Annotated in this window: 23 protein-coding genes and 1 other RNA gene; 11 read left to right on the top strand and 13 right to left on the bottom strand. The window is 44.4% G+C overall.

Features of this window, described 5'->3' with window-relative positions; all coding sequences use genetic code 11:
• Positions 1-493, top strand: a 493-nt coding sequence (locus RF007C_RS05525; protein ID WP_037297928.1) for a calcium-binding protein, incomplete at its 5' end; no start/stop codon positions are given.
• Positions 494-920: 427 nt separating this feature from the next.
• Here RF007C_RS05525 and RF007C_RS17450 read toward each other — a convergent pair.
• On the bottom strand, positions 921-1,064 hold the full coding sequence (locus RF007C_RS17450; RefSeq protein ID WP_161634872.1) for a hypothetical protein: 144 nt from the start codon (positions 1,062-1,064) through the stop codon (positions 921-923).
• A gap of 582 nt (positions 1,065-1,646) precedes the next feature.
• Between RF007C_RS17450 and RF007C_RS05520 the strand changes: the two genes are divergently transcribed.
• Together RF007C_RS05520 and RF007C_RS05515 are read left to right on the top strand one after the other, a co-directional pair.
• Complete coding sequence (locus RF007C_RS05520; RefSeq protein WP_019678245.1) at positions 1,647-1,877, top strand: hypothetical protein; 231 nt, start codon at positions 1,647-1,649, stop codon at positions 1,875-1,877.
• A 224-nt stretch (positions 1,878-2,101) separates the two neighbouring features.
• Entirely contained in the window at positions 2,102-2,806 is a 705-nt protein-coding gene (locus RF007C_RS05515) for a hypothetical protein (RefSeq protein ID WP_037297926.1), read from the top strand.
• Between the two features lie 460 nt (positions 2,807-3,266).
• On the opposite strand, the gene RF007C_RS17220 is transcribed toward RF007C_RS05515, so the two are convergent.
• Entirely contained in the window at positions 3,267-3,482 is a 216-nt protein-coding gene (locus RF007C_RS17220; protein ID WP_152537145.1) for a hypothetical protein, read from the bottom strand.
• 354 nt (positions 3,483-3,836) lie between these two features.
• On the opposite strand from RF007C_RS17220, the gene RF007C_RS05510 reads away from it, so the two are divergent.
• Positions 3,837-4,049 (top strand): helix-turn-helix domain-containing protein, encoded by a 213-nt coding sequence (locus RF007C_RS05510; protein ID WP_051456531.1) that lies wholly within the window; start codon positions 3,837-3,839, stop codon positions 4,047-4,049.
• A gap of 246 nt (positions 4,050-4,295) precedes the next feature.
• Positions 4,296-5,486, top strand: a complete 1,191-nt coding sequence (locus RF007C_RS05505; protein WP_037297924.1) for a tyrosine-type recombinase/integrase — start codon at positions 4,296-4,298, stop codon at positions 5,484-5,486.
• A 118-nt stretch (positions 5,487-5,604) separates the two neighbouring features.
• Here RF007C_RS05505 and ssrA read toward each other — a convergent pair.
• From ssrA to smpB, 3 genes are all read right to left on the bottom strand, one after another.
• Positions 5,605-5,977: a transfer-messenger RNA gene (gene ssrA / locus RF007C_RS16915) on the bottom strand.
• A gap of 97 nt (positions 5,978-6,074) precedes the next feature.
• The gene (locus RF007C_RS05500) at positions 6,075-7,196 is read right to left on the bottom strand and encodes a S66 family peptidase (RefSeq protein ID WP_037297921.1); all 1,122 of its coding nucleotides are present in this window, start codon (positions 7,194-7,196) and stop codon (positions 6,075-6,077) included.
• Positions 7,197-7,211: 15 nt separating this feature from the next.
• Positions 7,212-7,676, bottom strand: coding sequence for an SsrA-binding protein SmpB (smpB, locus tag RF007C_RS05495; RefSeq protein ID WP_019678241.1), 465 nt, complete (start codon positions 7,674-7,676; stop codon positions 7,212-7,214).
• A 192-nt stretch (positions 7,677-7,868) separates the two neighbouring features.
• On the opposite strand from smpB, the gene RF007C_RS05490 reads away from it, so the two are divergent.
• The gene (locus RF007C_RS05490) at positions 7,869-8,198 is read left to right on the top strand and encodes a hypothetical protein (protein WP_037297919.1); all 330 of its coding nucleotides are present in this window, start codon (positions 7,869-7,871) and stop codon (positions 8,196-8,198) included.
• 133 nt (positions 8,199-8,331) lie between these two features.
• Here the strand turns inward: RF007C_RS05490 and RF007C_RS05485 are convergent, their stop codons facing one another.
• The 8 genes from RF007C_RS05485 to RF007C_RS05450 all read right to left on the bottom strand — a co-directional run bounded on the left by RF007C_RS05485 (position 8,332) and on the right by RF007C_RS05450 (position 16,216).
• Entirely contained in the window at positions 8,332-9,675 is a 1,344-nt protein-coding gene (locus tag RF007C_RS05485) for a YcjF family protein (RefSeq protein ID WP_051456530.1), read from the bottom strand.
• Between the two features lie 137 nt (positions 9,676-9,812).
• A complete protein-coding gene (locus tag RF007C_RS05480; RefSeq protein WP_037297917.1) occupies positions 9,813-11,876 on the bottom strand; it encodes a dockerin type I domain-containing protein in 2,064 nt (687 codons plus the stop codon).
• A gap of 3 nt (positions 11,877-11,879) precedes the next feature.
• Entirely contained in the window at positions 11,880-12,338 is a 459-nt protein-coding gene (locus tag RF007C_RS05475; RefSeq protein WP_019678235.1) for an RNA polymerase sigma factor, read from the bottom strand.
• Between the two features lie 170 nt (positions 12,339-12,508).
• Complete coding sequence (locus RF007C_RS05470) at positions 12,509-13,729, bottom strand: hypothetical protein (RefSeq protein WP_037297915.1); 1,221 nt, start codon at positions 13,727-13,729, stop codon at positions 12,509-12,511.
• Positions 13,726-14,307: an RNA polymerase sigma factor gene (locus RF007C_RS05465; RefSeq protein ID WP_037297913.1), complete on the bottom strand. Its 582-nt coding sequence runs from the start codon at positions 14,305-14,307 to the stop codon at positions 13,726-13,728. The genes RF007C_RS05470 and RF007C_RS05465 overlap by 4 nt, the downstream gene beginning before the upstream one ends.
• 170 nt (positions 14,308-14,477) lie before the next feature.
• A complete protein-coding gene (locus RF007C_RS05460) occupies positions 14,478-15,026 on the bottom strand; it encodes a GNAT family N-acetyltransferase (protein ID WP_051456529.1) in 549 nt (182 codons plus the stop codon).
• Between the two features lie 13 nt (positions 15,027-15,039).
• Positions 15,040-15,582 (bottom strand): GNAT family N-acetyltransferase, encoded by a 543-nt coding sequence (locus RF007C_RS05455; RefSeq protein ID WP_037297911.1) that lies wholly within the window; start codon positions 15,580-15,582, stop codon positions 15,040-15,042.
• Positions 15,583-15,718: 136 nt separating this feature from the next.
• Positions 15,719-16,216 (bottom strand): GNAT family N-acetyltransferase, encoded by a 498-nt coding sequence (locus RF007C_RS05450; RefSeq protein ID WP_037297909.1) that lies wholly within the window; start codon positions 16,214-16,216, stop codon positions 15,719-15,721.
• 236 nt (positions 16,217-16,452) lie between these two features.
• Between RF007C_RS05450 and RF007C_RS16355 the strand changes: the two genes are divergently transcribed.
• The 5 genes from RF007C_RS16355 to RF007C_RS05425 are packed head-to-tail and all read left to right on the top strand — an operon-like array spanning position 16,453 to position 21,731.
• Complete coding sequence (locus RF007C_RS16355; RefSeq protein ID WP_051456528.1) at positions 16,453-17,823, top strand: FHA domain-containing protein; 1,371 nt, start codon at positions 16,453-16,455, stop codon at positions 17,821-17,823.
• A gap of 12 nt (positions 17,824-17,835) precedes the next feature.
• Positions 17,836-18,615 carry a PP2C family protein-serine/threonine phosphatase gene (locus tag RF007C_RS05440; protein ID WP_037297908.1) on the top strand — a complete coding sequence of 260 codons (780 nt, stop codon included), beginning with the start codon at positions 17,836-17,838 and terminating at the stop codon, positions 18,613-18,615.
• Between the two features lie 16 nt (positions 18,616-18,631).
• A complete protein-coding gene (locus tag RF007C_RS05435; RefSeq protein ID WP_037297906.1) occupies positions 18,632-20,323 on the top strand; it encodes a serine/threonine-protein kinase in 1,692 nt (563 codons plus the stop codon).
• 11 nt (positions 20,324-20,334) lie between these two features.
• Entirely contained in the window at positions 20,335-20,748 is a 414-nt protein-coding gene (locus RF007C_RS05430) for a hypothetical protein (RefSeq protein WP_019678226.1), read from the top strand.
• The gene (locus tag RF007C_RS05425) at positions 20,745-21,731 is read left to right on the top strand and encodes a hypothetical protein (protein WP_037297903.1); all 987 of its coding nucleotides are present in this window, start codon (positions 20,745-20,747) and stop codon (positions 21,729-21,731) included. The genes RF007C_RS05430 and RF007C_RS05425 overlap by 4 nt, the downstream gene beginning before the upstream one ends.
• Position 21,732 lies beyond the last annotated feature (1 nt).

Here is a 21,732-nt window from a genome sequence, read left to right as displayed (position 1 = left end):
CTCAATATCTAATGTAACCATCACCAAGGATGAAAACGATATGGTACTTTCAGTCGGTGACGGCAGCGATACACTCCGTATCAAGACTCAGTATACCGACTACTATAACCGTATCGAAAGCTTTGAATTCGCAGACGGAACCATCGCTCACGTTGACCTTAATAAGTCAGAGTTCGTGATCGACGTAGAACCGGAAACAGAAGTTGTTGAACAGACACTTACGGAATATCTCACCAATATCTATACAGATGAGATGGCAGGCACTGAGCTTACAGCTGACAATACAGTCATAGCTGAAGCATCTGACATAATCAGTGTCGGAGAAGATAGCAGCGAGATCTCGGATATGAGCAATATCCAGGCAATGATACTTGCGGAGAATATGTCAGCATTCAGCAATGAGAGCCAGATATCCAACGGTATCAATATCGGCGATATTACAGCAGATTCTTCTGCTCTGGATCAGCTCCTTGTAAACGCTTCAATGCAGTAAGTTATATTTTAAATAAAGAAAAACGCAGCAGTTCACTTTTGAACTGCTGCACTTTTTTATAATATTATCATAAAACTAAGAAAACGAAAAATAGTCAAAGGATCATAATATAATTCTCTTAGAGAAGACACACGAAAAAGTGTGAAAACTCTAAGGGAATTATTTTATGCCCATACGAAGTAAACTGGCAGATGAAGGACGCATAGCTTATGTTCAGGAGTATAAGATAAAAAATGCTCAGTGACAACCTGAGCATTTATATTGTTATTTTGCAGAGTGATTCATAGGTTATTCATTTTAACAAGTTGAGTATCTTTTCTTCACTCCACAGTTCATTAGAAAAAATAGATATATCTTCCTTGTGCTTTCAGATTATTCTGACAGGTTCTTTATTATTATCCCTCTTCACACAGCAGAAGTCTATCAGCTATTCACGGAAGGTTATAAAACACATTGAACTGTTACCGAACGCAGGCAGTCTTTTCGTCATCCAACGGACAACGGTGTTGGGAGTATAGCCTGTTATCGCTGCAACATCTGATACTGCCAGTACATCGGCATATCTGACCATTTGTCAAGCAGCTGTTCGCGGAAGCCTTTGAAGCTGAATTCTTTTAGCGGATTTTTTTCGTATTTATCATCTATTTCCTTATCTTCTGCCTGTAATCTTCAAATTCTATCTCCCCGTTTCCACCTTAGAACTGAGCTCAATAGCATAATTCGCCCATTCGGTAAATTCAGCCTGTGTCATCTTCTTTTTCATATATCGTGTTCTTTAAGAGTTGTATTATAAAGGAGTATAATTGACACATCAATAATATTCCTTAATCTTTTGATGTATTTATAATATATACATATATATATAAATATATATTAGAAATATATAATTCCAATCTATTGATTGAAATTTCATTGGAATGTAGTGCATAATAAACAGACTCGTATCACCGGACTCAAAATCTATGCTAAAGATTGTATTTTGATTTGACGTTATTTGACGTTTTATCATCATTATTAAAAGAACGGACAATAATTCGCCTAAAAAGTCTCAAAATTAAAACCTTATATATAGTTATGAGGCGGCAATCCTCATAGTCATACTCGTCATCATTAATGATTGTTTTTTTTAAATTTAGTTAGGAGATGAAATATCATGTGTAATCAGGATATAAGAGCGTATGCACTTGAGAAAAACGTTTTTTGGTGGCAGATCGCAGATGTATTAAAAAAATCAGAAGCGTCCATGACAAGAATGCTTCGTCATGAACTCAAGGATACTGAGAAGGCAATGATCAGACTCATAATTGATGATCTTGCTAACGCTAGTAGAACTCCAAGATCCGAGAGCTGCCAAATATCCGGCTCTACTGAAGAAAGGATGTGATATGTATTAGTTTAACTATGACATTAGAAATTGCAGAATCAGTACTATTCATGTAGTTGTTGATTTTTTGCAACTAACCATGCTTTGGTGTACGGGATGTATATTCTATAGAAATTTACGCCCCAAACCTCAAGAGGGTGGTTCACTCGTTTTATAAGCATTGGTTTACAAGTAATGATGCAGCTAGAGTTTTGCATCTGAAATTTAATTAAGGAGGAAAAACTATGAATGTAATAGTTTCTTTAGATTCTCAATCCTTTACAAGCAAACCCCAGGTTGATGCTGAGGTAGGTACTATTCGAAACAGGCTGGGTTCAAGTACGACACATAGTAAGCTCACACTCGAGCAGCTTGGAGAGTATCTCCACCGTGGATATACTATACAAGGAGCTTTATTGCGTGATAATCAAAACGTCGATGAGAGCACCGAAGAACGTTTTTTAGAACAGCAGCTATTTTATGTCGTTATCGATAATACGTATATAAGCAAGCTGATTGGAGTGAAATATAAATCTCCAGAAGCTATCGAAACTCTTGAAGCGATACTCAAAATATGTCGCAGAGCGGGCGTTAAACCGTGCATCATATACGAGAGTTTCACAAGCGGATCTAAAGATTTGCATGGAGCTACAATAAAGAAGTTTCTTGTTATATTTGCTGCTGATGAGCACGTAACAGACTTTGAAACTTCAAGAAAGATTATAGAGGCTCTCATCAGTTTATTTCCCACAGCTGATAAAGCCTGTAGCGATCCAGCAAGTATTTTGTATGGTACGTCTCCGGACAAGCCGATTTATATTTATAATGAAGCTAATTCAATAGAAAGTCTATTGAACTGCTCATCTGCTACGAAAAAGAGTACTTCAAAGAGAAGGCACCGTAAGGAGGATTGCACCGTGGCTGATATCAAAGTCAAAAGGTTATGGTAGTAAGAAGGACATAATTATGATCCGAACATCCTTTTGCAGATGCTAGACACTAAAGCTTTAAGCTATGATGAATAGCCTATTGCTTCATCTTGTCCTTTATGTCCATGGTATGCATATATTATCAAATTTGATACATATCATTTGCCTGAACCTTACGTTCTGGATCTTATAACGTTTCACAGATTTATTCTTAATTACTGTGGACATTAGGACAATAACATCATCAAGCTCTATACATAGGCAAAAGTATTGACAGGACAAAACAGGACATATCGAGACATTGATCACATAATATACTGTCATGCTCTTTCATACGACTCCCTCATATGCTGAATAGATTAGGGGAGCTTCATATATAGTGGCCTTGAGTAAGGTGTACGTAATAGAGCTTCTCGTTCTGCTCCCTGTGAGTTCGTGTAAAATCTTTGCTCAATCATAATATATGCTCAAAGATCAGAAGTTATGCGTGAGTTCCATATGTTATTCCATTTACAGTGAGTATCGGTTCTCCATGTTCATTAACTAAAACACTTACATGGCATTTCCTGAGTTGCTTCACATGCGGCAGAAGCTCTCTCAGCTTTTCAAGAGATACCATGTCGGTATTCTTAGCAAGAGTGATACTGCCAATGTCTGTCGAGCCGTTAATGCTATTGTTGCGTATCAAGCGTAACATAGCTCAAAAAGCCACATTTCTGACATGATGTATAACAGAAGTACTTTAGTATCCCGGTCAGATACTGGATAGACAGGTTCATCATTCTTAGGGTTTAAGAGTTATGTACCTCCTGCTCCACTTCCTATACTAATATATAAGGTTTTTACTGTTTTTTTTGAATTACTTATTTCAGCTTTGAATGTTGAAAACTTTATGTTGCAGTATAAATGATCGGTACATAATTCCATTTTAGAGGAGGATTTCTTATGATATAACATCAATTCTCATCAAGTACCTGATATACTTACCGTTCCTAGGACGGCTAATTATATCAAAATATTAATCCAATATTTAAAGGAAGGAGGCATAATCATGACTACACCAAAGAGAAAAGTGCTTACAATCAAAGAGGCAGCGAAGCTTATCGATGGACTGACAGAATACCGTATAAGGCAGATGTGTATTTCGGGGCAGTTAAACTGTTTCATGGCTGGTAAGAAGTACCTCATTCCAGAGGAAGCTCTTATGAAAGCTGTATTCGGACACTACGAACCCGAAGACGGTGAAATGCATGAACAAATTTGAAAAGGTTCATGGAAGCATTATCATATGCAGCGGATAAAGCAGGCTCAGGAGAATACATAGAAGTTACTAAAACTATCCTGTTTAAGTTTCTCTGAGCAGAGCAGTCGTAGTTATTCGCAAAAGCTGGCAGTGGGCCTTTTCGTGCGATTATCATTTTACACCGACTGTAAGTATTGACTTTATAGTAATAGGATGATATAATCAGCATGGAAAGGTACGCTGTAATATTACCAAGGAGGAAATATTATGGCAAGTATCAAAAAAAGAGGCAGCAGTTACCTTATCAAGGTAAGCTGCGGCTATAATTGTAAAGGCAAGCAAATGGTTCAGACTATGACCTGGAAACCTGAACCGGGAATGTCAGTTAGACAAATAGAAAAGGAGGTCAACAGGCAGGCAGTTCTGTTTGAAGAAGCCTGCAAGAAGGGATACCAGAGTTCAGCAGTAAAGTTTGAAGTGATGGGGGAAGAGTGGTTTAAAAACTATGCAAGGATCAATCTCAGAAAAACCACAGAAGAAAGAATGCGCCGCTTGTGTCCAAGAGTGTATTCTGCAATAGGTCATCTCCGCATGGATAAGATCACGCCGCGTCATGTTCAGGCATTTATCAATTCGCTTTCTGAGAAAGGTGCTAATATGCTTAACGGAAACCCACTATCACCTAAAACAATCAGACACTATCACAGCTTTATATCAGAAGTTTTTACTTATGGTGAAAGAATGGGAGTAGTCAGCGCAAATCCGTGTGAGAAGGTTATCCTGCCAAAAATACAATACACGGAAAAGCAGATATACACATCAGACGATATACAAAGGATACTTGTATTGCTTGAAAAAGAACAGCTTCAGTTCAGAGTATTTTTCACACTTATGATATACAGTGGTTTCCGCCGCGGCGAAATGCTTGGCCTGGAATGGAAAGATGTTGATTTCGAGAACAATATCATCAGTATAAGACGTACAAGCAACTACCTTAAACAAATCGGAACATACACTGATACTACAAAAACACAGCGTTCTCAGAGGACTTTGAAGTTTCCGGAACAGATCATGGAACTTCTGAAGCTTTATAAAGAAGAACAGGATATGAAGATATTACAGTACGGTGATAAGTGGGTCGAAACCGACAGGTTGTTTGTAAAATGGAACGGAGAACCGATGTATAACGAAACACCATATTCATGGTTAAAGCGATTCTGCGAGCGAAATAATATACCGTTCTATGGAATACACTCTTTCAGGCACACCTTTGCTTCGATTCTTGTCAATCAGGGAGTAGATATTGTTACGGTATCAGGAGCGTTAGGACATTCGTTAGTTTCAACAACAAGCAATATTTACTGCCATATGCTTGATGAAGCAAGAGCAAAGATCACTGAAGCTGTCAGCGCTGCACTGGATTTTTCAAACAAAAAAATAGAGCCAACAGGTGCCTGACCTATTGGCTTCTGAAATGCTTGATTCTTAATAAAGAACAAATAAGGAACAGATTGCATATAAGCAGAATCTGAAATCATGGGAATGACGATATATAGCCATTCCCACAGTTTAAACCTGGTGGAGGCGAGGGGAATTGAACCCCTGTCCGAAAATCCATTCATGCAACTTTCTACGAGCGTATTTTACCTATTATGATTCCCTGTGACCACCGCCGATAAACGGGCTGAAGTCTCAGGTAGTCCGTATACAACTGACGGACACGGACACTTCCGACAGTCGTTCACCGCTCATCGATGCCCAGGCGAGAGCCGCGGTACTCCCTCGGTGGACAGAAGCTGACTTAAGCAGCTACCAGTACTCTATCGTTTGTAGATACTGTAATGTTATTTCTTGCGTTTATATTTAAACGTGGCGCAGGTTATGGAGATCACGCCATTCTCCGCTCGCTTATCACACTTCAAGACCCCCGTCGAAACCTTTACGCCCCCATAATAAATGAGGGGAGAGGTTGGAAGCTGAAATGCTTCTTATAATATTATACACTGTTTGCAACCGTTTGTCAATTGCAAACAGTGTCGTTATTTGTTACAGCAGAGTTATTTCCTGTCTTTCTGCGTCAACGTGGGCAATAGAGCCGTATGGCAGTATGGCTCTGGGCAGGGCATGACCGAAGTTGACATTATAAAGTATGGGAAGCTCAGGGTTATTCACGGTCTCACGCCATACGTTCTTGTATTCCTCGTAGTATTTCTCGTTCATGGGCTTGCCAATGATAATGCCGTTTATATTATCGAAAACGTCCTCTGCTCTGAGAGCTTCAAGGTATTCTCTCAGCATTTCGGGAGTCGGCATGACCTCGCTTGTTTCCGCAAAGAGTATCTTACCGCGCCATTCCTCGGCAGTCGGGAAGATATTGTATCTTCGTGTTATCTCCCTCTGGTTTATGAAGTCCTCTCTGAGCTGCGAACACTTCTCAAACTCAGCGGAGAGAATATCGCCAAAACGTTCTATATTGCCTGCTATGAGCATTTCGCCCATACTGTCGATACAGCCGCCGAGGAGCTCGCCCTCGAATACGGGAGCTCCCTGTAAGAGCTCATAGCCGTGTTCTTCCTTGTGGGGCACAGGCAAAGTACCCACAGCGTTTGCAGAGAAGTCTGTCCTCTCCTCATACCATATATCCGATGGAGTTATAACCCTGCCGTGAAATGGCGCAAAGCAGCTCTCGAACTGAGCCTTTGAGTAGGGGAGCATATCTCCCGAAAGTTCGGCAAGGTCGCACATAAAGGCCTGACCGTAGAAGGTCTGCAAGCCCAGCCTGCGTAACATGAAGTGGTTATTGGTGGTATCGGAAAAGCCCAGAAAGAACTTTGGGTGCTGCTTTACGGCGTTTCTGAATTCCTCGTCCTCCATGAGATACGGGAAAGTCCGGAAGGTCTCTATGCCTCCGATAGCGCATATGATACCCTTTACAGAGTCATCGAGGAAGGCTTCTTTAAGGTCAGCGGCGCGGGCTTCGGGGTGGGACATTATGTAGTCACTGCCCATTAAAGCGTGCTTGGTGAAAACGGGTTCAAGTTCCAGCTCGCGGAGCTTTTTCTCGCCCAGCTCTTTTTCGTGAACGCAGTAGGGCTCGCCTATAATCCCGCTTGAAAGACATATTACAGCGACCTTATCGCCTTTTTTCAGAGGTTTCGGGAATATCATAGCTAAGTCCTTTCGTTACTGGTTGCGTGATTTGAGATTGCGGTCTATTTCGCGGTTGGCGTCGCGCTTTGCGATATCGGCGCGCTTGTCATAGAGCTTCTTGCCCTTGCAGAGACCTACCTGCATTTTTACTCTTGAGTCCTTGAAGTAAAGGCTAAGTGGGATAAGTGACAGTCCCTCCTGCTTGAGAGTGCCGTACAGTTTATTTATCTCGCGTTTGTGCATGAGGAGCTTTCTCACTCTCATGGGATCGCGGTTGAAGATATTGCCTTTCTCATAGGGGGAGATGTGCATACCGCGGACGAAAAGCTCGCCCTTGTCGATAGAGCACCATGAGTCCTTGAGATTTACGCCGCCCTGACGAATGGATTTTACCTCTGTACCTACCAGCTCTATACCTGCTTCATAGGATTCGATCACAAAATAATCATGGCGTGCCTTGCGGTTCTCGGCAATGGTCTTAGTACCTTTTGAACGCATAATATCATCTCCTGTTCATGTAAAAATTATACACTATACAGGCAGAAATGTCAACAGCGCATTGGTGCGGATATTCGTGAAAAAGGGTGTATGTGCGCAGCTATTGCAAACGGTGTTTTTATGTGGTATAATGTATGTGCAGATCATTTGGGCATTATCAATAATGATATGGAAAAATGAAAGGGGTATTCTATGGGAAGAGGTTATGGATTTCTGGATTTTCTTTTTGAAGGTATAGTTGCAACTGCGGACTATATTGCGGACGAAAGGCGTGAAAAGCGAGGCGAAATGCAGAGAAATAATGCGTTTCTCGGAGATATAAGCGGAAACAGGACTCTCGATTTTGCAGAGCAGCTCCGTCTGGACATGGAAAACGAAAAGGCTATGCGTGAAGCAGCCGAGCAGCAGAAGAGAGATAAATACAATTTCACCAACAGGAACACTTCTATGGATGATCTGTACTTCGGAGGAAATAACGGAAGCGGCGGTCAGAACGGTGGCTTCGGCAGCGGTAATTTATAAAAAGCAGGAAGCTGCGGCTTTATAGCTGCGGTTTCTTTTTTTCAGATTTTATTTATATACTCGTTCCTGCAAAATATACGTGACAACAGAAAAGCCGCAGTATTTCCATTGGAAATGCCGCGGCTCATTGATTTTATTTGTTTTCCTGTGTATCGCCGATTGTCTGTCCTTCTGTGAGGACTTCCGATGATCCGTCTGCGGAAAGAGACTTGTATATATTCGAATCCTTTGAGGTTTTGAGAGCTTCCTTGAAAAGCTGACGGAATTTCTTCCTTCCCTTGTCTGAGGAAAGGTCTGTTTTTTTCAGCTCACCACGGAATACCATTGAGAGCAGCTGTATATATGCTTCTCCGAGGGCTATGGTTATCACAGCAGCCGTGGAACCTGATATCAGCCCTCCTGCCACCGCGCCTACTCCCGTAAGCTTCAGAAGATTGGAAACGACTGTCCTGCCAAGCAGGGTGGCTCCGCCTGTACCCAGTGCAGAGGAAAGTATGCCCATCATGACGCTCTTGTCTGCTTCAAATCCGAAGAGCACCGTTATCTTTGCTATCATGGCTATCTCGGCAGAGACCAGCAGAGGCGCGTCAGCAAAGGGGACAGGAGCTGCTCCGACTCCCAGCGCAGTCACCGCAGCAAGATTAACTACGCTCCTGCAGTTTTTTTGCTTCTGCTTCAGGCTGACTATCTGTACCGAGGTCAGCGTATCGGAAATAAATGGTGCAAGCTCTTCGGTCTTTTCCACCAGCTTGTCCATACCGAATGCCTTTACCGTGGTGCGGCTGTCTATGGCTTCTTCACGGGCGAGAACGGGTATAACGGCATTTGCAAGGCTGTCCGAGCTCTTTATGACCTTTGTCAGCTGGTCAGCGCGGCTTTTAACGATAGACTGGGTGAGAACTATAATAACGGGAACACTGCGTTTTTCGCCGTCGCTGCCGAATGCGGTGAGCTGACGGAGCTCGTTGATATAGTTTATCTCTTCCTGCTCTATCTTGCTTGCCATGGTATTGATGCAGTACCATATGCAGTGTATGCACCTGTCGTCATTTCCGTTGCCTGCATCTATGACGGACTTGATCTGCTCCTTTATGGAGCTGCGCTGTACGGCGTCCAGCTCAAAGCCGGGAGTGTCGTATATCCTCAGTGGTATATCCGTACGGAAGTTCTCGTCAGGGAACAGCCTTATCTCTGAGGTAACAGGGAAGCCGATGCCTGTATCCGCAAGATTTCCGCAGAAGACCGAGTTTATGAGTGTGCTCTTGCCGACACCTGTTTTTCCGCAGATTATAATATTAAGGTGACTGAGATCCTCCTTGTAGCTTTTCATCTTGCTGATTACCTTGTCGGCGAGTTCCTGCCCGGGGATACCCGCATCCTCTTTATCGGGAAGAACGTCCTTTTTCTTCAGCACCTTGCCTATGACCTTTTTTGTGAGCTGCGGGAGCTTTTTCTCCCTGCCGTCCTGTTTGTTCATCAGATTTTTTCCCCCCCGATCTTACATTCTGCCATTATAATATCACGAAAAATCCCTGATGTCAAGGGCAATGCACAAAAAGCGGCTCTCCGTTTTGCTGCGGAGAGCCTTGATACTATATATTATAGAGGAGTGAATTATTTTATCAGTCCGTTCAGGAGCTTCAGCTGTATAGCTACGGCATCCTGAATGGTAACTCCGTCGCCTGTGTCGTCAACATCGGCGTTATATCTTCCCTGAGCAGAGAGCTGGAACTTATCCGGCTGAGTGATAGCCTGAATGATAAGCAGAGCATCTGCCAGGTCTACCTTTCCGTCGCAGTTTGCGTCGCCGCTGCGTTCCGTCTCGGTATTATTCTTGCTGTTGTTATTGTTCCTGCGGGAGATGTTGCTGTGACTATACTTTGTCTTTGCACTTACGGACTCTGCTGTGCCGTCGCTTTCCGTATAGATGATATACATCTGTATGGTCATGATGTCGTAGAGGTCACCGCTTATGCCGTTGTGGTTGAAGTCACAGCTGCCCGTGATATTATCCCATATCTCTGAAGGCAGAGAAGTTGTCTTTTCATTTTTGTCGAGGATAATATCTGCCAGATAGGAGTCTGATAACAGATAATCCTGATGGTCGGCGACTCCGTCCCTGTTTACATCGGGAACGGGCTCTTTGCCCTTGAGAACGCCCTCATAGTAGTTCTTGAACTCCTTTTCAAAGGTAGCGGCATTGAAGCTGAGAAGGCGGTTGTAATTCGGGTCAAGTCCCAGCCTCTTGGTGCAGCCGTCCAGCTGATCGCCGATGCAGTACTCACTGGCATAGGGGATGATGTCCTCGTAATAGCTGTTGTCGTAATACTCGGGGAACATCGGCATATGCAGTATGAAGTAGTCTGCAATGAAGCTAAGCGTGTCGGAATAGAATCTGTTATTCCTGAATTCGCCGTATATATCCGTTGCGAAAACGGCTTCGCACTTGCTGCGGATATTCTCGGGAATGGATATGACATTGGGGCGGATCTCTTCAACGACGGTGCCGTTGATCCTTATATAGTAGGCACCGTGGTTATTGCCATAGATTATAAGGTAAGTAAGGTCGTTGATATTCACGATGCCGTTGCCGTCCACATCGAGGTCGATGTCGTTATTGTCGATCCTTTCCTCGACCAGATAGTAGGTGGCAAGGAGGGCATCTGCGTACTTATATAATTCAGAAGCGAATATATATCCGCTGCTTGTATTTTCGGGATTTTCTACGACAACTGAGCCATGGACATAATCGGGATCGTAGGTCTTCGGATCTATATCCTTCCTGCTTATCTTGTTATTCAGCAGATAATAATCAGATAAGATCCAGCGGTCGTCCTCGTCTATCCTGCCGTTGTTGTTATAGTCGGCATTTTCGGCGATATAACTGCTGCCCTCATCTGATACCCCGTTTGCACCGGAAGAATTTCCCGGCTCTATATATCTGCTTAGCAGATAGCAATCGGTCAGATCGAATACTCCGTCCCTGTTTAGGTCGGTTACCCGTTCGTCTTTTTCCAGCGCTTCGATATGATCTGCAAGATGTGAATATCTTGCGGGATCGATGGCGTAATCAGCATATGGTGCGGATGATAGGGAAGTCATAGAGACTGTGATTGCTGATAGGAAAGCTGATATGTTTTTCATATCGCTGCTCTTGTCTGACGAAGAGGCTGTGGTAGTTGTTATGCACGGCTCATTTGTCGCAGTCCTACTGCCTTGAACAGTTCTGTCCGCTGATGCCGGTCCTGGTGCTTCCAGTGCAGGAGAAGCCTTCTGACCGTTTACCGTAGAGCCCGTCTTGTCCGCAGTCTTGTTGGTGGTATAGGCTGCAGTTTCCGATGCCCTTGCAGTAGTTACGGCGGTGAGACCGTCTGATAAAGCAGTAGTTGTGATGTGCTGCGGTTCAACTGTTGTAGCTTCCGTATCGGTAGCTGCGGTAGTTTCCCCGCGGAAATCATTGCCGCTGATCTTGTCAGATCTGTCCAGGTTCGCCCACAGGCCCACAGCAAATATGCAGGCTGCAGCGGCAGCAGCGGCTCTGAAATATACCGGAACAGATCTTTTCCGCTTTTTGTCCTCGGCAGAGGCAACGTCTGCCCTCATAAGAAACTCGTATTTATGCTTTGTCTGAGGAAATCTGAAAGAATTCTCGATCTCCTTTTTTAATTTCTTATTCAAGCGTCAGTCCTCCTCTTTTTTAAGATCATTTTTCAGCTTGCTGAGTATTTTTCTGATACGCCTGCTTACAGCGAATCTTGACATACCGAAAAGGCTGCTCAGCACACCGATCGGAACTTCATTTATGTATCGGAGAATAATAAGCTCCTTATCCTCATCGGGAAGTTCCTTTATAGCGTTTCCGAGAGCGACATTCGTAAGAATGATGTCCTCGTAATCCTTATCGTCCGGAATACTCTCATCAAGATCTTCCCGTGGTCTTCGGTGGAAAGAATCCTTGCAGAGATTAGAGGCGATAGTATAAAGGTAATGAAGTTCTTTGCCGATGTCGTGATAATGAGGGCTTTCGAGGAACCGAAGAAAAGTCTCCTGTGTCAGGTCTTCCGCAAGATCACGATCATGGATTTTATAATAACAGTAGCGGAAAATTTTGTCATACTGATCGTTGATATCCACTGACACATTCAAACCTCCCTTCATAATGATTAACTGTAAAGGCACAGGAAATGTGCAGGAATAATTGTAAACTTTCTGTGAACGAATTATTTTCCACTATTATTATATCATATTTCGGCGCTCAAATCCATAGCTAAAGAAAAAAAGCTCTCCAAAAATTGGAGAGCTAGAGTGTATTATCTGCCGAATCCTGCGAATACCTTTGACAATTCGTCGGGATATTCCATATTTTCCGTACTTATGCTGTCTGTCATTTCCTGCCATTTGGCTTCCGATACTTCATTTCCGTTTATTGTCAGAGCTACCGAACCGTCGCCATTGTATTCCTTATTCATGTCGTAAATGAGTTTTACGCGGCCCTGACTGACGTAATATACTTTATAGTTCTGGGAATTCCACGGTGTCTGAGTGAAGACCAGACCGTCATGTGCGCCTGAGTTAACGGTGAGATAGTCATCGGAGGCGCAGCCGATCTCGTATCTCTCTCCGTTGAAGAAGTAAAGCTCGTAATGCTTTCCGCCATCACCCAGGGTATAGATGATGAACAGTTCGGGAATGCTGTCACCGTTTACATCGTATACGGTATAATCACCCGTTGCGAGGGAGCCGTCATACTTCTTCTCGAATTCGTACAGGCAGTCGGCAATGCAGCCGTCATACAGCGGCGCATCTGAAATATCATAGTCCGGTCTGTATGAATTTATCAGGTATGCGATCTCGTTTGCCCTTTCTTCAACCACACCGCAGGGGAGGCAGAACTGGCCGTTATAATATGATGTGCAGTTCCTGCGTGATACGTGTTTGCCGTCTATCCATACGGAAACCGGGAATATGCTGTCGTCACACATTTTTTTCTGTCCTTCGCTGTCGATATTCACTACGACTTCGTAATCATAATTAGACTCCTCGGAAGGTCTTATCACTTCGGCTGAGAGAACATTATCGCCTGTCAGCAGTATCTCTCCGTCCTTGTCTTCGCCTTTGCGGAAGACGATTTCCTGCGCTCTTTCGGGTGTGGGAGCTTCAAAAGCTGTATTTTCCGGAGCTTCCGTGACGGGTTCGGATATTTCGGTGATCTGCGACTCCGCGCCCTTGTGCCTTCTGAGCAATACGACGCCTCCTGCAAGACTGCCGATAACTGCAAGGCAGGCTGCTGCTGTACCGATGTATCTCCACAGAGAATGGCGGCGTCGGTAGGGCTCCGAGCCGCTGACTGTGTCATTGTCGGAAAAATCTGCGGCAATTATGTCATTTTTCCTTTTATCGTACTTTCTTATGCTCATTTCGAGAATATTCTTTTTGTCCCTTTCCCTGACGGGCGGGATATTCTCTGAGATATGTTCTATCTGCTCCATATCGGCATTTTCCAGATAGCCGAAATCTATTTCTTTTTTCATGATTCTGCCTCCTTCAGGTCTATGTCGAGCTCGGCAAGCTTGTTTTTCAGACGTCTTAATGCTCTTGTACAGCGTACTCTGACAGCGGGAGATTCCATGGAAACTATATCGGCGATCTCCGATGAACTGAGACCGTAGTAGTATTTCAGCATTATTATGGCAGTATCCGGATGTCCGAGCTCGTCGATGAGCTTCAGCAGCGTACTGCGCAGTTCAGCTCTTTCGGTGCTTTTTTCAAGGTCTGTGCTGTCCGCTATGCAGTCCGCACCCGAGCCTTCCATGGGGACGGTCCTGCCGCTTGCGGCTGAGATGCTGCGGAAAAAGCTGACAGCCCGCCTTGCGGCAACAGTGCCGATAAAGCCTTTTATATCGCCGCAGTATGATGTTTCGCTGTCAAAATGTTCAAATATATCCGCAAATACGTCGCTGACACATTCCTCGATGTCCTCTTTGGACGCACAGCTCCTCAGCTTGTTGAAGACTATGGCATAAACATAGCTGAAATACTCGCCGAACAGTCTGTTTTGTGCATCTCTTGTCGATTTTTCATATAGTTTGCGGTATTCCTTGTCTGTCATGGAGATATGCCTCCTTTATATAAAAAGTAGTTATGCGCATTTCCGCTTTCATAAACCTTACTCGCAGCAGATGGAAAAAGTGCAACACATTTCGGCAAAAAATTTTTACCTTGAGAAATGGCTGCTGTAACACAAAAAGACAGCCGCATCAAGCGGCTGTCGGTAATTGTTCAGTCCACAAATTCCATGGTGAAAAGCTTTGAGAGCAGACTGCCTGCGTAAGACTTCATAAGTGCCTCGTAATCTGCTGCCTTTACATCTCCGCCGACTCCGAGTATCTCGTATATCACATCGCCTTCGCGGAGCTTCCTGTGGAGCTCGCTGAAGCCGCAGCGGAGATAAAAGTCCTTTCGGCTGACGCGCTGCTGGTAATTATCGGAGTTTTCGTCAAGCTGCTCTATGGCGAGGAAAAGCCTGCGTCCCTTGTAGATCTTCCGTGCCGAGCGGAGAACGGCGCTGCCTATGCCTATCCCGCGGCATTCCTCGGAGACAGCAAGGTAGAATATATATGACAGGTCGCGGTGATTTACAATATAGAGCAGGCCTGCCCATTTGCCGTCGCAGCTTATGCTCCAGAAGTCAACGCCCTTTTTCTTTGCCTTCAGCACCAGCATCAGGAATGGCGCTCTCTCCTCGTCGGGAAAGGCTCTCATGTAAAGCTGCTTTATGCTGCGGAAATCGGGGCTGTTTGGTTTTAGCTTTGTAAAACTCAGTTTCATTGCTGACCTCCTTTCAGCTTCTTTCGATACAGTAGCAGACTTCTCCCTCGGGGGCAAGTCCCTGCTGTCTGAAGCGTTCGACATTATCTGTGATATGCATGGCTGATTTTTCCAGCACCCGTCCCGACTTTGTGTTTTCGGCACGGTGATAGGCTTCCAGCCGTCTGAAATCAGTGCTTTTGAATATGCTTCCGATCACTGCGGACAGAGCTTCTCCCGCATAGCCTCTGCCCTGAAAAGCAGTTCCTATGCAGTATTCTATCTCGGCGGTACAGAGCTCGTCATACACGCGGCAGAAGGCTATCTGGCCTATGTTCCTGCCGCTTTCCTTTTCGATTATCGCCCAGCGGTAGAAGCTTTCGGAGCTGTAGCCTTTTATATATCTGTCCAGCAGTTCCTGTGCAGCTTCAGCGGTAGTATATGCGGGTTCGCCGTATTCGGTCTGCACGGCAGGATCCCCGGCCCAGTTGAGGAGCATATCCCCGAGGTCGCAGGCCTCAAATCTGCGCAGCCGCAGCCTCTGAGTATCTATGGTCTGTGTGCCGCAGTGACGCATGACGTTCCCTCCTTTGAGTTCTTTCTTATTATCAGTATAACACATAATTATGAACAAAACAACCGTTGCAGCCGATATTATGGGTGTCGGAGATATGAAAAAGCTCCTCACGTTATGTGACGGTGAGGAGTAGCGTTTATTTCTTTATACGTACAAAGTAGCTGTCATCGGTCTCGTGGTGGATATAGCCGCCGTTTTTCAGCATTACCTTCAGTGAGGCGGGATTGCTTTTGAAAACATGGAGATAAATCTCGTCCTCGGGGACTGTCCTGCGGGCTTCTTCGAGGAGGAGCTTCAGTCCTGTCGAGGCACAGCCCTTTCCGCGGAACTGCGGAGCTATGTAGTATCCGATATGTCCCGAGCCGTTCACGAGGGACTCGCAGAGATGGTGGCGGAGCTGGAATTCGCCTATGATGATGCCGTTGTCCCAAAGATAATATGTGGTTGCGGGAACGTACCCTTCCGGAAGTCGTCTGCCCTCGGAATTTGCTATTATTATGTCAAGGGCGTCGTCAAAATCTTCCCGCTTTATCTGATAGTTGGTATTGATATATCCGTTTTCGTCACAGGGGATATTTCTGATGAAGAGAAATTCTTCTTCGGCGTCTTTCTTGTTTGCTGCTTTGAGGATCATGTCTTTCAGCCTCCTTTTCCTTTATTATAGCACTTTTCGGCGACTCTTGCAAGTGAGGGAGCGTGGATTATTTGTTTTACAGCAAACTTATTCAAATTATTGACAAAAGTAGTGGAAAGTGCTATAATAATATTATATGTAATATAATGACGTAGTAGTGCGTTTTTGTAAATTATTTTTCTTTTTGTCCGGCGAAAAAATGCTTTGTCGTGACGAAATGTTCAAGGGGTGAGATTATGGCAGGCGGCATCAGGACCAAACTTCTTTATCAGGACTGTGACTCTTTTATGCAGGCAGGTCTGAAAAAAAGAGATAGAATAAATGAGGAGCAGCTTAAGTTCATAAACAGCAGTAAGGATAAGGGATTCCTTCCGATAAGATGGGAAAAAACTTCGGCAAGGAATGTTCTGAGATATAATGTCAGCAATATGACGGCGCTTTCGGAATATGTAAAGCAGAATATGTCCCAGGATAAATACTTCGGTATAATATGTCAGTTTCAGAGGATATATGAGTTCTGCAGCAAGACGGAAGGATTATCTGTGGATAATCTTATCTTGAGCGATTTGAAGAATCTGTATTTCGATGTGGATAAGCAGAAGCTCTATGTGGCTTATCTTCCTCTGAACGAGCATCTGTACAAGTGCTCCAATGTGGTGAAGTTTCTCAGCAAGCTTCATAAAAGCGCAAGAGTCAGCGTGACAAACGGCGTTGTGATGCAGAAGTACAGATTCTTCCTTGAGGACAGTATGTCAAAGCAGACCAGCAAGTCTCCGAGAAACGGCGGACTTTCGTATGATCAGCTCTATTCTCTGCTCCATGACGTTCTCCTCCTGACGGTGGAAGAAGAGCAGAAGTCCATTGTTACCCAGGCTCCCAAGGAGGAGCCCGTTTCCACGGATACTGTCATTGTGGACAGGAATTCTGCGGATGATGAGGAGGGAGATCACACTGTACTTGTCAACAGGAAAAACGAAGAGTGCCTCGCCTTCCTTAAGGATGAGAACAACAGGGAGTATCCCATCGAACACGTTCCCTTTACTATCGGCAGACGTCAGGAAAATGACCTTCCGCTTACCGATAAGGGTACAGTTTCAAAGTTGCATGCGGCTATAACATTTGAAGACGGAAAATGGTACATAGAGGACAAGGGCTCTGCCAACGGCACCTTCCTCAATAACTTTGTCGAGAACAGTGAGAGAGTAACAAAGGATGAACTCGCAAGCGGCGATGTTATATACATATACGACGTTCCCTTTGTGTTCACAGTAAGCGGAAGCGACTCCGCAACGGTACCTGTGAACAGCGACGGAAGCAAGAAAGAACCTGCCAATAAGAAGGTCAAGAGGATAGCATATTTCATAAACAGCTCCAGCAAGGAAAAGATCCCCGTATTCGTCTATCCCTTTACCTGTGCAGAACTGTCGGGAGTCATTATTGACCGTGAGAATAACGGCAGCAGACATAGTATCTCTGTCGAGAATATAGCCTGCAATTCCCTCAGCGTTGAGGACGAAGCTGTCCCCGCAGGAAGCAGGACGAGCTTGTTCTCGGGCTGTAAGATACTTTATCACGGCATAACATATACATTTTACGAAGAGAACTGACGGTGAGCTCCTATGGATTATATTTTTTCGTATGTTACTACCGAGGGTGCGGTAAGGAAGGTTAATCAGGACTCTCTGTTTGCGGCGATAGCTGAATTCAGGGACGAAAAGATCTTCTTCGGCGCAGTCTGCGACGGCGTGGGCGGCCTTTCGTCCGGCGAAAAGGCCAGCGGTTTTGTATGCAAGCGCCTCAGTGAGTGGTTCGCTGATGACTTTGCCGATCTTATGAGGAAAAGCTCCTCCATACTGAAGATCAGAGAGTCGCTGGACAACAGGCTCCATGAGCTCAATGACGATATAAACGCCTATTCGGACAAACATTCCGCAGATATGGCCACTACCTTCACGGGTATACTCATAATACCCCAGCTGAAGCGTATGCTCATCGCTCATGTAGGCGATACTCGCCTGTACAGGATCACAGACAGCGATATTTCCATAATGACTTCTGACCATTCAATAGTTGCTCAGGAAGTCAGGGACGGTAAGATCACTGCCGAAATGGCAGAGAATGATCCACGTCAGAACCAGCTGACAAACTGTATAGGTGCAGGCCTTGACGATACCTCCTATGATTACAGCGTGGAGGACTACGGTACGGATCTGTGCTATATGCTCTGTACCGACGGCTTCAGGAAAAAGATAACTTCCGATGAGATGCAGAAGTCTCTGAAGCCTTCATCGGTAAAGGATGAAAAAGCCATCTCACATAATCTGGAAAATCTGAAAAATACGGTGATACAGAGGGGCGAAAAGGATAATATATCCGCCCTTATGGTCAAGATCTGCTGAAAGCGGGGAATTATATTTGCTTAATAAAGGTTTTATTCTTGAAAACAGATATAAGATCGTTAATGTTGCGGGAAAAGGCGGTACTTCCATCGTTTATAGGGCAGTTGATCTGAAAGCGAACAATGCTCAGCGAGCTGTAAAAGAAGTAATGAAGAGCAACGGCACCGACGCATACAATGCCCGTCAGGAGTCATTGCTTATAAAGAAATTCTTCGAGAAGGACGTAAAGAATTCGTTCTTCCCCAATATAATCGAGATAATAGACAATAATCCGGATGCCCTTTATATAGTTCAGGACTATATTGACGGCGTTTCGATGGAAAAACTGCTGGCTTACGATCCCTTCCGCCACAAGACCGTGCTGAGGTACGCTAAGGACATCTGCTCGGTAATGTCATTTATTCATAAGTGCGGAATGATCCACAGCGACATGAAGCCCGACAATATTATGGTCGTAAGGAACTATGATGATTTTGAGAACTCAAAGCGTCCCGATAAGTACGATACTCTTAAATTCATAGACTTCGGTTCAGTGATTGAACGCCGTCAGGGAACATTTGCTTATACTCCTGCCTATGCTGCTCCCGAGCAGTTCAATAAGGAGGAACTGGACGAGAGGACGGATATTTTCAATATAGGCGCTACCCTTTATCATATGATGACGGGAAAAAAGCCCCGGAATGTTTCTTCCAAGGGAAAGCTGGTAAGCTCTCAGGAAAGATTTGCTTTCGGAAATGGCATGAATGCTTCTCTTGTAAGAATAATCAAAAAATGTGTGAATGAGGACAGGGATAAGCGCTATCAGACCTGTGAAGAACTCTATGATGCTCTTGACAAGGCTGAAAATCATACATATGCAAGAACTTCGGCTTTATTTGCGGTACTTGCAGCTGTTTTTATCGCATTTTCTTTGTTTGCGGGAAATATGGCGGAGAAAAAAAGAGCTGCAGGTCTGAAGGAGCTTATTGAAGCGGCCGAGAATGCAACTGATGATGATGAAAAGCTCGAAAAATTCCAGGAAGTAATAAAGGCCGACGCTTCCTACGGAAATGCCTATCTTGAGATCATAAAGATCTATAAGCATGACAGGAAGTTCGACAATGAAGAGAACGCTCAGCTGGTACGGCTTGTGAACAGCAATATCAATGAGCTTGAAACATCGCCGGAATACGAGAAGGTTTGCTTCCAGATAGGAATCCTTTACTGGTTCTATTACAACTACGGAAGTGAAGAAGGTCAGGACAGCAGTACAGTCGGAAAGACAAAGTCCGTTAAATGGTTTGAGAATGCCCAGACCGAAAGATTCAAAAAATCCGATCCCAGTGATTATGAGGTCGCAAGAGTTTATCATGATATAGGTAATTTCTATGTTATATCACAGCAGAAGGAATTTGAGCTCGTAAAAGGCGATTATGCTAATGAGCTCTGGGATAATATCAATGAACTCAATGATCTTGCGGGCAAATCCGAAGCAGGTCCCGAAAAGCTGGTGCTTGAGACCTATAAGGCTATTCTCAATCTTGAGAACTCCAATATAAACTATTTTGCCAAAGCCGGCATTTCCTATGAAAAGCAGAGAGCTCTGGTAAATGATATCAGGAACAAAGCGGACGCTTACAATGCCGAAGACGAAGCCTATGCGGAAATAAAGGATTATATCCTGAAGTATTCCGAAAGGATACTCGAAAGCATTGACGGTTCGCAGTAAGGGGGTGCAGCGTGAATTCTTTTTACTGGCAGGTAATCTCGTATATCTCCCTCGGATTAGGTATCGTAATGATCCTGATAGCACTGTTTATAGCTGTCAGGTTCGGAGTTTTCGCAAATCTCTTCTCGGGATTGATGGCCAAGAAGACCATATCGGATCCGATCGCTGCCACAAATACCACTTCTAATATATTATCGCTCAAGACCGAAAGGGATATGTATGAGCGTGAAAAGGCAAGTGCGGACGAAGGTAAGGATGACGATATAATCACAGTTGTCATCGGAAAGAAAAGTAAGGAAAATATCAGCGATACTATCGTTGTTGCCAATGGTTCCGACAGTAACAGTGACTTCAGAATAATAAAAAATGTACTGTTAATAAATGCAGATGTAGATGTAATAGACGATCACAGGAGAAATAGATGAACAATCGTTGGTTAGCCGCTGGTGCGGCGGCAGTTATGCTGAGCTCTGCCGTGGGATCGGTAATAGCAGAAGCTGCTTATGAAGAACCGTCGGATATTCTTATAACGGCGGGCAGTGCTGAGCTCGGAAAAGATGATATGAACGGCGATACCGTAGCGGAGATACCCGTTTATATCAGTAATAATCCTGGTTTCACATGGATGGATCTGATATTTACCATTGATGACAGACTGAGATTCGACAGCGAAAAGGAGATAGCCTTCGATGATCATAAGATTGCAGGCGTCTATATGGTAAGGTGTGACGAATCGGGAAAAAGTATATATGCTTCTCTTGATGTATCGGATGAGATGGAAAACGGACGCTTTACCGAGAACGCTGAGATATGCAGACTGAGGATAATTGTTCCCGGAAATACACCGGGCGGCAGCTATCCTGTTGAAATAAAGAAAAATTTGAGACATTATGAGGCAAGTATCTATACCTATGATCATGAAGATGCAATGTTCGGCACCGAATGTTTTTCGGAGCCTGTGAGCGGCAGCATCAAGGTCAATAAACCGATAGTTACAGAACCGCCTCATCAGGATCCTCCGCCGCCGGAACAGAATACTCCCGGACAGGGAGGCCAGAGTGTACGGCAGGGAGGAAACAGCAATATCAGCAGAAATGAAAGCAGCAATGCTTCCGAAACACAGAATGATACAGAAAACAAAGCAGTGACAACTCAGGCAGCGACTAAAGCGACAACAAGCGAAAAGGTTACTGTCACCACGGCCTTAACGTCAAAAAAGACGGAGACTGCTACGACAGTAAGTACAACAAAAAAGGCAGACGAAACATCAGCGTCCGTATCTGAAACTACGGATGATACAGGCAGGAAACAAACAGCTGTAAAAGGGAATATACTGTTACCTGTGATCTGCGGGGCAATTCTGTTCCTGGTCGCGGCTGTAGGTCTTGCATCGAGAAAAAGGAGGTAAT

The sequence above is a fragment of the Ruminococcus flavefaciens 007c genome (assembly GCF_000571935.1).
GTDB lineage: Bacteria > Bacillota > Clostridia > Oscillospirales > Ruminococcaceae > Ruminococcus > Ruminococcus flavefaciens_F.
Note: the sequence above shows the minus strand (reverse complement) of the source record. Positions and strands in the feature narration are given on the sequence as shown.

Bases quoted from the DNA above. Each gene is read 5' to 3' on its own strand.
- RF007C_RS05450 (WP_037297909.1), bottom strand. From the start codon at position 16,216: ATGATCCTCAAAGCAGCAAACAAGAAAGACGCCGAAGAAGAATTTCTC.
- RF007C_RS05485 (WP_051456530.1), bottom strand. From the start codon at position 9,675: ATGAACAAACAGGACGGCAGGGAGAAAAAGCTCCCGCAGCTCACAAAA.
- RF007C_RS05425 (WP_037297903.1), top strand. From the start codon at position 20,745: ATGAACAATCGTTGGTTAGCCGCTGGTGCGGCGGCAGTTATGCTGAGC.
- RF007C_RS17450 (WP_161634872.1), bottom strand. From the start codon at position 1,064: ATGGTCAGATATGCCGATGTACTGGCAGTATCAGATGTTGCAGCGATA.
- RF007C_RS05465 (WP_037297913.1), bottom strand. From the start codon at position 14,307: ATGACAGACAAGGAATACCGCAAACTATATGAAAAATCGACAAGAGAT.
- RF007C_RS05505 (WP_037297924.1), top strand. From the start codon at position 4,296: ATGGCAAGTATCAAAAAAAGAGGCAGCAGTTACCTTATCAAGGTAAGC.
- RF007C_RS16355 (WP_051456528.1), top strand. From the start codon at position 16,453: ATGGCAGGCGGCATCAGGACCAAACTTCTTTATCAGGACTGTGACTCT.
- RF007C_RS05510 (WP_051456531.1), top strand. From the start codon at position 3,837: ATGACTACACCAAAGAGAAAAGTGCTTACAATCAAAGAGGCAGCGAAG.
- RF007C_RS05520 (WP_019678245.1), top strand. From the start codon at position 1,647: ATGTGTAATCAGGATATAAGAGCGTATGCACTTGAGAAAAACGTTTTT.
- RF007C_RS17220 (WP_152537145.1), bottom strand. From the start codon at position 3,482: ATGTTACGCTTGATACGCAACAATAGCATTAACGGCTCGACAGACATT.
- RF007C_RS05470 (WP_037297915.1), bottom strand. From the start codon at position 13,729: ATGAAAAAAGAAATAGATTTCGGCTATCTGGAAAATGCCGATATGGAG.
- RF007C_RS05500 (WP_037297921.1), bottom strand. From the start codon at position 7,196: ATGATATTCCCGAAACCTCTGAAAAAAGGCGATAAGGTCGCTGTAATA.
- RF007C_RS05490 (WP_037297919.1), top strand. From the start codon at position 7,869: ATGGGAAGAGGTTATGGATTTCTGGATTTTCTTTTTGAAGGTATAGTT.
- smpB (WP_019678241.1), bottom strand. From the start codon at position 7,676: ATGCGTTCAAAAGGTACTAAGACCATTGCCGAGAACCGCAAGGCACGC.
- RF007C_RS05460 (WP_051456529.1), bottom strand. From the start codon at position 15,026: ATGAAACTGAGTTTTACAAAGCTAAAACCAAACAGCCCCGATTTCCGC.
- RF007C_RS05455 (WP_037297911.1), bottom strand. From the start codon at position 15,582: ATGCGTCACTGCGGCACACAGACCATAGATACTCAGAGGCTGCGGCTG.
- RF007C_RS05440 (WP_037297908.1), top strand. From the start codon at position 17,836: ATGGATTATATTTTTTCGTATGTTACTACCGAGGGTGCGGTAAGGAAG.
- RF007C_RS05515 (WP_037297926.1), top strand. From the start codon at position 2,102: ATGAATGTAATAGTTTCTTTAGATTCTCAATCCTTTACAAGCAAACCC.